The organism is Pseudomonas sp. RA_35y_Pfl2_P32, assembly GCF_963970735.1.
GTDB lineage: Bacteria > Pseudomonadota > Gammaproteobacteria > Pseudomonadales > Pseudomonadaceae > Aquipseudomonas.
Genome location: NZ_CAXAQF010000014.1, coordinates 167,349 through 176,583 on the forward strand (window position 1 = coordinate 167,349; position 9,235 = coordinate 176,583).

Annotated in this window: 9 protein-coding genes; 3 read left to right on the forward strand and 6 right to left on the reverse strand. The window is 61.5% G+C overall.

Translation table 11 applies throughout. The features are described from left to right. Position 1: 1 nt before the first annotated feature. Positions 2-760, forward strand: a complete 759-nt coding sequence (locus AACY45_RS16145) for a tetratricopeptide repeat protein (RefSeq protein ID WP_339546391.1) — start codon at positions 2-4, stop codon at positions 758-760. A gap of 78 nt (positions 761-838) precedes the next feature. Here AACY45_RS16145 and AACY45_RS16150 read toward each other — a convergent pair whose 3' ends face one another. From AACY45_RS16150 to AACY45_RS16170, 5 genes are all read right to left on the reverse strand, one after another. Next, positions 839-2,002: a type III PLP-dependent enzyme gene (locus AACY45_RS16150; protein ID WP_095169439.1), complete on the reverse strand. Its 1,164-nt coding sequence runs from the start codon at positions 2,000-2,002 to the stop codon at positions 839-841. Between the two features lie 452 nt (positions 2,003-2,454). After that, positions 2,455-3,612, reverse strand: a complete 1,158-nt coding sequence (locus AACY45_RS16155; protein ID WP_339546392.1) for an osmoprotectant ABC transporter ATP-binding protein OsmV — start codon at positions 3,610-3,612, stop codon at positions 2,455-2,457. Next, positions 3,609-4,262, reverse strand: coding sequence for an ABC transporter permease (locus AACY45_RS16160; RefSeq protein ID WP_339546393.1), 654 nt, complete (start codon positions 4,260-4,262; stop codon positions 3,609-3,611). Before AACY45_RS16160 ends, AACY45_RS16155 begins: the two co-directional genes overlap by 4 nt. Before the next feature lie 15 nt (positions 4,263-4,277). After that, positions 4,278-5,180, reverse strand: coding sequence for a glycine betaine ABC transporter substrate-binding protein (locus AACY45_RS16165; protein WP_339546394.1), 903 nt, complete (start codon positions 5,178-5,180; stop codon positions 4,278-4,280). Positions 5,181-5,203: 23 nt separating this feature from the next. Then, a complete protein-coding gene (locus AACY45_RS16170; protein WP_339546395.1) occupies positions 5,204-5,920 on the reverse strand; it encodes an ABC transporter permease in 717 nt (238 codons plus the stop codon). Positions 5,921-6,247: 327 nt separating this feature from the next. Between AACY45_RS16170 and AACY45_RS16175 the strand changes: the two genes are divergently transcribed. Both AACY45_RS16175 and AACY45_RS16180 read left to right on the forward strand, forming a co-directional pair. Then, positions 6,248-7,831, forward strand: coding sequence for a peptide chain release factor 3 (locus tag AACY45_RS16175; RefSeq protein ID WP_339546396.1), 1,584 nt, complete (start codon positions 6,248-6,250; stop codon positions 7,829-7,831). 240 nt (positions 7,832-8,071) lie between these two features. Next, positions 8,072-8,329: a hypothetical protein gene (locus AACY45_RS16180; RefSeq protein WP_339546397.1), complete on the forward strand. Its 258-nt coding sequence runs from the start codon at positions 8,072-8,074 to the stop codon at positions 8,327-8,329. A gap of 535 nt (positions 8,330-8,864) precedes the next feature. Here the strand turns inward: AACY45_RS16180 and AACY45_RS16185 are convergent. Beyond that, the coding region (locus AACY45_RS16185; protein ID WP_339546398.1) for an oligopeptide/dipeptide ABC transporter ATP-binding protein at positions 8,865-9,235 on the reverse strand (371 nt) is incomplete at its 5' end.

The following is a 9,235-nucleotide window of genomic DNA, read 5'->3' on the forward strand; positions in this document are numbered from 1 at the left end:
CGTGGACTTTCGTTTGCGCCGTGAAGAAGTCCTGAGCGGCGAGCAACTGCGCGCCATGCTCGGCGAAAGCCCGGCCCGTGCGGCCCAGGCAATTGTGCTGGCGGCCAAGGCCGGGATCACCGACGGCCAGGCGCTGCTGGGGCAGATCCTGCTGGAAGGGCAGGGCATCGCCAAGGACCCGGCACTGGCCGTGCGCTGGTTCGAGATCGCCGCCCGGGGTGGACACCTGATGGCGCGCAACATGCTCGGCCGTTGCCATGAGCACGGTTGGGGTACCAGCGCCAACGCCACGGCCGCCGCCCGGCATTATCGCCAGGCCGCGGAGGCCGGGCTGGATTGGGGGTTGTACAACTACGCCAACCTGCTTGCCACCGGACGTGGGGTGGTGGCGGACCCGGTGCAGGCCTTGGCCTGTTATCGCCGCGCTGCCGAGATGGGCCACGCAAAATCGATGAACCTGCTGGGACGTTATCTGGAAGACGGGCGCTATTGCCCGGCGGACCCGGCGGGTGCGCTGGAGTGGTATCGGCGTTCAGCCGAGGGCGGGGATTTTCGCGGGCAGTTCAGTTATGCCGCGGTGCTGGCGGACCAGGGGCAGGTCGAGGAGGCGCTGGGTTGGCTGCACAAGGCACTGGCGGGGGGCAACCTGAAGTTCCTCGGCGTGGCGAGCCAGGCCCTGGCGGGTGCGGCTGATCCACGGATCAAGGCGTTGGCCAGCGATTTCCAGCGCAGAGCCGCCGAACTGACCCCGATCCTGTAGGCGCAAGGCTTGCCCGCAAGGGCATTCCTGAGAACGCCATCGCGGGCAAGCCATGCGCCTACGGATTACTGCCGGCCGTTAAACGTAGAACGACTTCAACGGTGGGAAGCCATTGAACTCGACGGCGCTGTAGCTGGTGGTGTAGGCGCCGGTAGACAGCCAGTACAGGCGGTCACCGATGGCCAGGTTCAGCGGCAGGCCGTACTTGTAGTTTTCGTACATGATGTCGGCGCTGTCGCAGGTTGGGCCGGCGATCACCACTTCTTCCATCTCGCCTTTCTTCTCGGTCCAGATCGGGAACTTGATGGCTTCGTCCATGGTTTCGATCAGGCCGGAGAACTTGCCCACGTCCGTGTACACCCAACGCTCAACAGCGGTACGGGACTTACGCGCCACCAGTACGACTTCGCTGACCAGGATGCCGGCGTTGGCGATCAACGAACGGCCTGGCTCGAGGATGATTTCCGGCAGGTCATCGCCGAAGTCTTCCTTGAGGAAGCGGATGATTTCTTCGGCGTAGGTTTCCAGGCTGTTGGTGCGGGTGATGTAGTTGGCCGGGAAGCCACCGCCCATGTTGATCAGCTTGAGCTCGATACCGTCTTCTTCCTTCAGGCGCTCGAAGATCACTTTGACCTTGGCGATCGCTGCGTCCCAGACGCTGATGTCGCGTTGCTGCGAACCGACGTGGAACGAAATACCGTACGGCACCAGGCCCAGGTCACGAGCCAGGATCAGCAGGTCCATGGCCATGTCGGTCTGGCAGCCGAATTTGCGCGACAGCGGCCAGTCAGCGGTGGTCGAGCCTTCGGTGAGGATACGCACATAGACTTTAGAACCCGGTGCGGCCTTGGCGATGTTGCGCAGGTCGGCTTCGGAGTCCGTGGAGAACAGGCGCACACCCTTCTCGTAGAAGTAGCGGATGTCCTTGGATTTCTTGATGGTGTTGCCGTAGCTGATGCGGTCGGCGCTGACGCCACGGTCCATCACCTTGTCCAGCTCGTAGATCGACGCGATGTCAAAGCTCGAACCTTTGGACTTGAGCAGGTCGATGATCTCGACGGCCGGGTTGGCCTTGACCGCGTAATAGACTTTGGCGAATTCGAAACCGGCGCGCAGGTCATCGTAGGCCTGGCTGATCATCGCGGTGTCGATCACCACGAACGGGGTTTCTTGTTTGTCGGCGAACGCCTTCATTTTGTCAAAAGTGGCGCGCGCGAAATAGTCTTCGACGTTGATCGACATGCTGGGAACTCCTACTGGCAAACTGAAATTAACAATGGGTGCAAATGAACGTCCTCCGTATCCCCACTTTGGTTCGCCTACTTCCCAAGGCATGTCGCCGAAAGCAAAAAGGCCATGGGATCACCTGCGTCCCTTGGCCTTGCTGTCTCGTCGTCAGTACTTGAGCCGGATGGATCGTTTCCAGCATGGACGTTCGGCGCGAACTTTAGGGCGTGAGGGGCTTGAGATCAACAAAAAATGTCGCGTTTTTGCACGCTTCCGTCGTGCGGTCCCGGACAGAGACTGATGTAACCGACCTGCATGACAGTGTGATGTTCCCCCAAGAGGGAGATTTGAATACTTGTAGGAGCGAGCTTGCTCGCGATGGACGTCAACGATAACGCATGGAGCCTGGTACCCCGTGGTGCCATCGAGTGCATCGCGAGCAAGCTCGCTCCTACAGTTATTTTTTGTCAGGCCACCGCAGTCTCAGCTGGCGAAACGATACTGGTCTTGCCGCCACGGGACTTGCCGGAGCTCAGGTACTCGGCAATCGATTCCTGGGTCACCTCGCCGAGGAACACTCGCTCTGCATCCAGCACCGGCAGCCACGAGCGGTTGAACTCGTACATGCGCGACAGCAGGATGCGCAGGTGCTCATCGTAGGCTGCTGTGGCGTTGAATTCGCGCAGGTACTGGCCACATGAGCCGCCCTGGCGGTGCAGGTCGCGGCGACGTACGTAGCCCAGGGCCTTGTTTTCGGCACAGGTGACGACCACATACCGACGGTCGTGCTCGTCCATCAGCTCCAGCGCATCGGCCACCGGGGTCTCCGGGCTCACGGACGGGGCGTTGTCCGCGGCGTCTTCGGCCTTGACCAGCAGCAGGCGCTTGAGGGTGCTGTCCTGGCCCACGAAGTTGCTGACAAAGTCGTCCGCCGGGTGGGCGAGCAGGGTGTCCGGGTGGTCGATCTGCAACAGCTTGCCGGCGCGGAAGATGGCGATCTTGTCTCCCAGTTTGATGGCTTCGTCGATGTCATGGCTGACCATGATCACCGTCTTGTTCAGCGCCCGCTGCATCTCGAAAAACTCGTTCTGGATCATCTCGCGGTTGATCGGGTCGACCGCGCCGAAGGGTTCGTCCATCAGCAGCAATGGAGCATCTGCGGCCAGTGCACGGATCACACCGATGCGCTGCTGCTGGCCACCGGACAGTTCTCGCGGGTAGCGGTGCAGGTACTGCTTGGGTTCGAGCTTGATCATGCTCATCAACTCGCGGGCGCGGTCGTGGCATTTTTGTTTGTCCCAGCCGAGCAGGCGCGGGACCACGGTGATGTTTTCCTCGATGGTCATGTTGGGGAACAGGCCGATCTGCTGGATCACGTAGCCGATGTTGCGGCGCAGGGTCACGGCGTCGAGGTCAGTGGTGTCTTCGCCGTTGATCAGGATCTTGCCCGAGGTGGGTTTGATCAGGCGGTTGATCATCTTCAGCGTGGTGCTTTTGCCGCAGCCCGATGGCCCGAGGAACACGCAGATTTCGCCTTCATTGACGGTCAGGCTTACCGAGTCCACGGCTTTGACGTCTTTGCCGTTGCTGCGGAAGGTTTTGCTGAGGTTTTGAAGTTCGATCATTTCAGGAGTCCTTTGGGAGTCAGCGAGCGTTGCAGCCATTGCAAAAGCAGGTCGGCGAAGATGGCCAGCACGCTGACCAGGACCGCGCCGACAATCAGCATCGACATGTCGCTGCGGCTGATGGAGGCGAGAATGAGTACGCCCAGGCCGCCGGCGCCGATGGTCGCGGCGATGGTCATCACCCCGATGTTCATCACCACGGCGGTGCGCACACCGGCCAGGATCACCGGCACCGCGATTGGCAGTTCGACCATGCGCAGGCGCTGGCCGAATGTCATGCCGATGCCCCGGGCGGCTTCGCGAATACCCGGCTCGACGCCGGTCAGCGCCAGGTAGGTGTTACGCATGATCGGCAGCAGCGAATACAGGAACACCGCGGTAATCGCCGGCATCGGTCCCAGGCCCTGGCCGAACTTCGAGTAGAACGGCAACAGCAGGCCGAACAGGGCAATCGAGGGCACGGTCAGCAGCACCGTGGCACTGGCCTGCAATGGGCCGGCCAGTGCCGGGAAACGGGTCATGACAATACCCAGGGGCACGCCGACGATAATCGCCAGGGTCACGGCGATCCCGACCAGGGTGATGTGTTGCCAGGTCAGGTGCAGGACAAGCGGCCAGTCCAGATGGGAAAAGGCGTTCAAGAAATCCATGGCTTTTCCTCCGGTTCAGTTGTTCGAAAGCTGTGGGTGCTGACGCAGGAAGTCTGTGGCCACGGCCGACGGGCTTTCATGATTGACGTCGACCCGGGCATTGAGCTGGCGCATGGTCTCGTCGTCGAACAGGTCGGCCAGCGGCTTGAGTTGGCCGGCCAGTTGCGGATGGGCATCGAGGTACACCTGGCGCACCACGGGGGCGGCGGTGTAGTCGGGGAAGTAATGCTTGTCGTCTTTGAGCAGCTTGAGTTTGAACGCGCTCAGGCGCCCGTCGGTGGTGTACACCAGGCCGGCGAACACCTGGCCATTGCGCAGCGCGGTGTAGACCAGGCCGGCGTCCATCTGGCGGATGTTGCGCCGGGTCAGGTCCATGTCGTAGCGCTCGACCATGCCGGCCAGGCCGTCGGAACGGTTGGCAAACTCGGTGTCCAGGGCCACCAGCGGGTTGTCTTCGGCCTGATTGCGCAGCGCCGTGTTCAGCTCGCTGATGCTGTTGACCTCGGGGAACCGCGCGGCAATTTTCTCCGGCAGCGCCAGGGCGTAGGTGTTGCTGAACTTCGACGGCGAGAGCCAGGTCAGGCCTTTCTTCGCATCCAGCTCAGTGACCCGGGCCAGGGACTGCTGGCTGTCGAGCTTTTCCGTGACGTGGTTGTAGGACACCAGGGAGACCCCGGTGTATTCCCAGACCATGTCCAGTTGCCCGGTTTCCTGGGCGCTGCGGGCCAGGTTGCTGCCCAGGCCGCCGGTGACCTGGGCGTTGTAGCCCTTGGCACGCAGGTATTGGGCGGTGATTTCGGCGAGCAGGGTCTGCTCGGTGAAGACCCGGGCGCCGATGCGGATCAGGGGTTTTTCGGCGGCCTGGGCAAATCCTGCGCACAGCAGGACGCAGCCCAGTAACAAGCTTGGTAATTTCATCGTGATTCCTTCGCTCAGCCGGATTAGGACTGGGGTAACCCGCGTTCCAGCCAGAGACGGCTGCTCAGTGTCACCAGACCGTCCAGCAGCAAGGCCAGCAGGGCGGTGCACGCCGCGCCGAGGATCAGTTGCGGCTGGTTGTTCAGGGCAATGCCGGGGAAAATCAGGCTGCCCAGGCTGTTGGCGCCGATCAGGAACGCCAGGGGCGCGGTACCGACGTTGATCGCCAGGGCCACGCGCACGCCACCGATGATGATCGGCACGGCATTCGGCAATTCGACCCGCCAGAGCACCTGGCGCGGGGTCATGCCAATGCCGACGGCGGCTTCCTTGAGTGAACCCTGGACGTTTTTCAGGCCCTCGTAGGTGTTGCGCACGATGGGCAGGAGGGAGGCGAGGAAGAGGGCGAAGATGGCAGGGCCGCTGCCGATCCCGAGGACCCCCAGGGCGATGGCCAGTACGGCCAGGGGTGGGACGGTGTTACCGATGTTGAAGATCTGCATGAAGCGTTCGGCGCGTCCGACCAGGGTCGGGCGGCTGAGCAGGATGCCGGCAGGGATGCCCACGACAAGGGCGGCCAGCATGGAAGCGAGGACGAGGATCAGGTGAGCTTGCAGGTAAAACAACAAATCGTCGCGGTACAGTTCGATCGTGTTGATGCCGATCCAGTGGATCAGCAGGGCCAGGAGGGCGACGACAACCGCTCCTCCTATCAGCCCTTTGCCATAGCGAATAGCCACAGGCGGACTCCTTTATTTCAGTCGGCGCACACTTCCCGTGTGGCAACGCCATGCCTGGCTGCCGGGAAGGTGTTCGCGAAAAGCAGCTCGCCAATGCCGGCAAAACGGCATGAGGTCGAGCCATGAGCGCAGCCTCGTCAGGCTGACTTGCAGATATTTCAGCCCCTGACGAAAGGTCGTAACAGGGGAGTGGACGTCTCTACGCTTTAAAAGGTTCCCATCTCAGGCAGCATTTGGCCACCCTTAATGTGCTCAACGGTTCGGTTATGGGTTCAACTTGGGCTATAATCGCCGCCCTTTTTTGAATCACCTGCCAGGCGATTTCCCATGACCAAACAGGCCGCCGAAGTCGCGAAACGCCGCACTTTCGCCATTATTTCCCACCCCGATGCGGGTAAGACCACCATCACCGAGAGGCTCTTGCTGATGGGCAAGGCGATTGCGATTGCCGGCACGGTGAAATCTCGCAAATCCGACCGCCATGCCACCTCCGACTGGATGGAAATGGAAAAGCAGCGGGGTATTTCGATTACCACGTCGGTCATGCAGTTTCCGTATCGCGATCACATGATCAACCTGCTCGACACCCCGGGCCACGAAGACTTCTCGGAAGATACCTACCGCACCCTGACGGCGGTCGACTCGGCCTTGATGGTCCTCGACGGCGGTAAGGGCGTAGAGCCGCGGACCATCGCCCTGATGGACGTTTGCCGGCTGCGTGACACGCCGATCGTCAGCTTCATCAACAAACTCGACCGTGACATCCGCGACCCGATCGAACTGCTCGACGAAATCGAGGCCGTCCTGAAAATCAAGGCCGCGCCGATCACCTGGCCGATCGGTTGCTACCGCGACTTCAAAGGCGTGTATCACCTCGCCGACGACTACATCATCGTCTACACCGCGGGCCATGGCCACGAGCGGACCGAAGTGAAGATCATCGAGAAGCTCGACTCCGACGAAGCCCGTGCCCACCTGGGTGACGAGTACGAGCGCTTCGTCGAACAGCTGGAGCTGGTGCAGGGCGCTTGCCATGAATTCAACCAGCAGGAGTTCCTGGACGGTCAACTGACGCCGGTGTTCTTCGGTACGGCGCTGGGTAACTTCGGTGTCGATCACGTGCTCGACGCCGTGGTCAACTGGGCGCCAAAACCGCTGGCACGGGTTGCCAACGAGCGGACCGTGGAACCGGTGGAAGAGAAGTTCACCGGCTTCGTGTTCAAGATCCAGGCGAACATGGACCCCAAGCACCGCGACCGAATCGCCTTCATGCGGATCTGCTCCGGCAAGTACGAAAAAGGCATGAAGATGCGCCACGTGCGCACCGGCAAGGACGTGCGGATTGGCGATGCGCTGACCTTCTTCTCCTCCGAGCGTGAGCAACTGGAAGAAGCGTTTGCCGGCGACATCATCGGCCTGCACAACCACGGCACCATCCAGATCGGCGACACCTTCACCGAAGGCGAAGCCCTGGGTTTCACCGGTATTCCGCACTTCGCCCCGGAACTGTTCCGCCGCGTGCGCCTGAAGGACCCGCTGAAATCCAAGCAACTGCGCCAGGGCCTGCAGCAGCTGGCCGAAGAGGGCGCCACCCAGGTGTTCTTCCCGGAGCGCAGCAACGACATCATCCTCGGCGCCGTGGGTGTGCTGCAGTTCGATGTGGTCGCCAGCCGCCTGAAAGAGGAATACAAGGTCGAGTGCGCCTACGAGCCGATCACCGTGTGGTCCGCGCGCTGGATCGATTGCAGCGATAAGAAGAAGCTTGAAGAGTTCAGCGTCAAGGCCGTGGAAAACCTCGCGGTCGATGGCGGTGGCCACCTGACCTACCTGGCCCCGACCCGGGTCAACCTGGCGCTGATGGAAGAGCGCTGGCCAGACGTGAAATTCCGCGCGACCCGTGAGCATCACTAAGCGCTGAGCCGTCACACCCAAAACCCCGTTGCGAACGCTGCGGGGTTTTTTATTGGCTGCGCGAGCTTAGCCGGATTGGCGCTAACTGTTATTCAAAACCAATCTGGAGGGAAGGGGCATTTCCTGGCTTTAGTCGGCGTCCTATCTGGAGAACCCGATGGATCACCACTAGATTGCATTCAACGGCCCGGCGACCGGGTTCGCCGCCGCCAGGCTCTCTCTGAAAGGATGGAATCGGCTATGAGCATTTTTCAACGCAGTGTGCTGTTGCTTAAGGTGTTGCTGTTGCTGTCGGTGGGTATGTCGTCAGCCTGGGCCGAGTGCACTCGCCATGGTGAGCAGGTGTCGAGCGATCAGGTGGGAGGCAGCGCCTTGATGCTGGCCAAGTCTGAATCGGAACCTGGGGACAAGGGCCAGGGAGGTAGCGCGGGCGACGATGACTCAACCACCGACGAGCCGGATAGCGATGATGCGGATGAGGGTGATAGCCAGACGTAGCTCGTCATTGCTCCAATCTTTTGTGGGAGCTGAAGGCTGCGATTTGGGGGGCTATCCGTTGCTGCGGTGATGGCGGCTTAGGGTTTCGCCCTTACGGCGAGGCACTTTTGTCAAACGACACAAAAGTACCCAAAAAGTCTTGCCCCGGCGTTCGGCCCCTCGCTAAGGCTCGGGGTACCTTCGCTACGGTGCCCATCAGGGGGCATCGCCTACGGTTTGCTTCGCTGCACCTCCTCTCGATGCATGCGGCTTCGCCGCACGGCGCTACGCGCCTCCCCCTGATGGAGACCTTCGCTCAGCCTGCCGAAGGGGCGGGTGGATCAAGATCAAAAGCCAGAGCACGGCGACCTGACAGTCGGCCTGAGTGGTAAAGGCGGGCGAGGCGGCCTACCGGCCGGCCTGTTTTTTCTGGTTGGGTTGAAATTACTCTGTAGGAGCGAGCTTGCTCGCGATGGCGGTGGATCAGTCGACATTGATTGTGACTGACACTGCGCCATCGCGAGTAGGCTCCCACAGGTGCCTGTGCAGTAGTTTGTCAGGTGGCGCCGTCGAGGAATTGCTCGGCGTAGTGACACGCTACCTGCCGGCTGTCGAGCAGGCGCAGGGCCGGCTCTTCGTTGCTGCAGCGCTCGGTGGCGTACGGGCAGCGTTTGTGGAAGGCGCAGCCGGGCGGTGGGTTGAGCGGGTTGGGCAGTTCGCCGACGATCTTGATTTTCGGCTTGTCCGGGTCCGGGTGGATGGTCGGTGTGGCCGACAGCAGGGCTTGGGTGTAGGGGTGTAGGGGACGGGTGTAGATGTCCTCTTTGGGGCCCATTTCCACCGGCCGGCCGAGGTACATCACCATCACGTGGTCGGCCACATGACGGACCACCGCCAGGTTGTGGGAGATGAACACGTAGGCGGTGT

Bases quoted from the DNA above. Each gene is read 5' to 3' on its own strand.
- AACY45_RS16150 (WP_095169439.1), bottom strand. From the start codon at position 2,002: ATGTCGATCAACGTCGAAGACTATTTCGCGCGCGCCACTTTTGACAAA.
- AACY45_RS16155 (WP_339546392.1), bottom strand. From the start codon at position 3,612: ATGATCGAACTTCAAAACCTCAGCAAAACCTTCCGCAGCAACGGCAAA.
- AACY45_RS16160 (WP_339546393.1), bottom strand. From the start codon at position 4,262: ATGGATTTCTTGAACGCCTTTTCCCATCTGGACTGGCCGCTTGTCCTG.
- AACY45_RS16165 (WP_339546394.1), bottom strand. From the start codon at position 5,180: ATGAAATTACCAAGCTTGTTACTGGGCTGCGTCCTGCTGTGCGCAGGA.
- AACY45_RS16175 (WP_339546396.1), top strand. From the start codon at position 6,248: ATGACCAAACAGGCCGCCGAAGTCGCGAAACGCCGCACTTTCGCCATT.
- AACY45_RS16180 (WP_339546397.1), top strand. From the start codon at position 8,072: ATGAGCATTTTTCAACGCAGTGTGCTGTTGCTTAAGGTGTTGCTGTTG.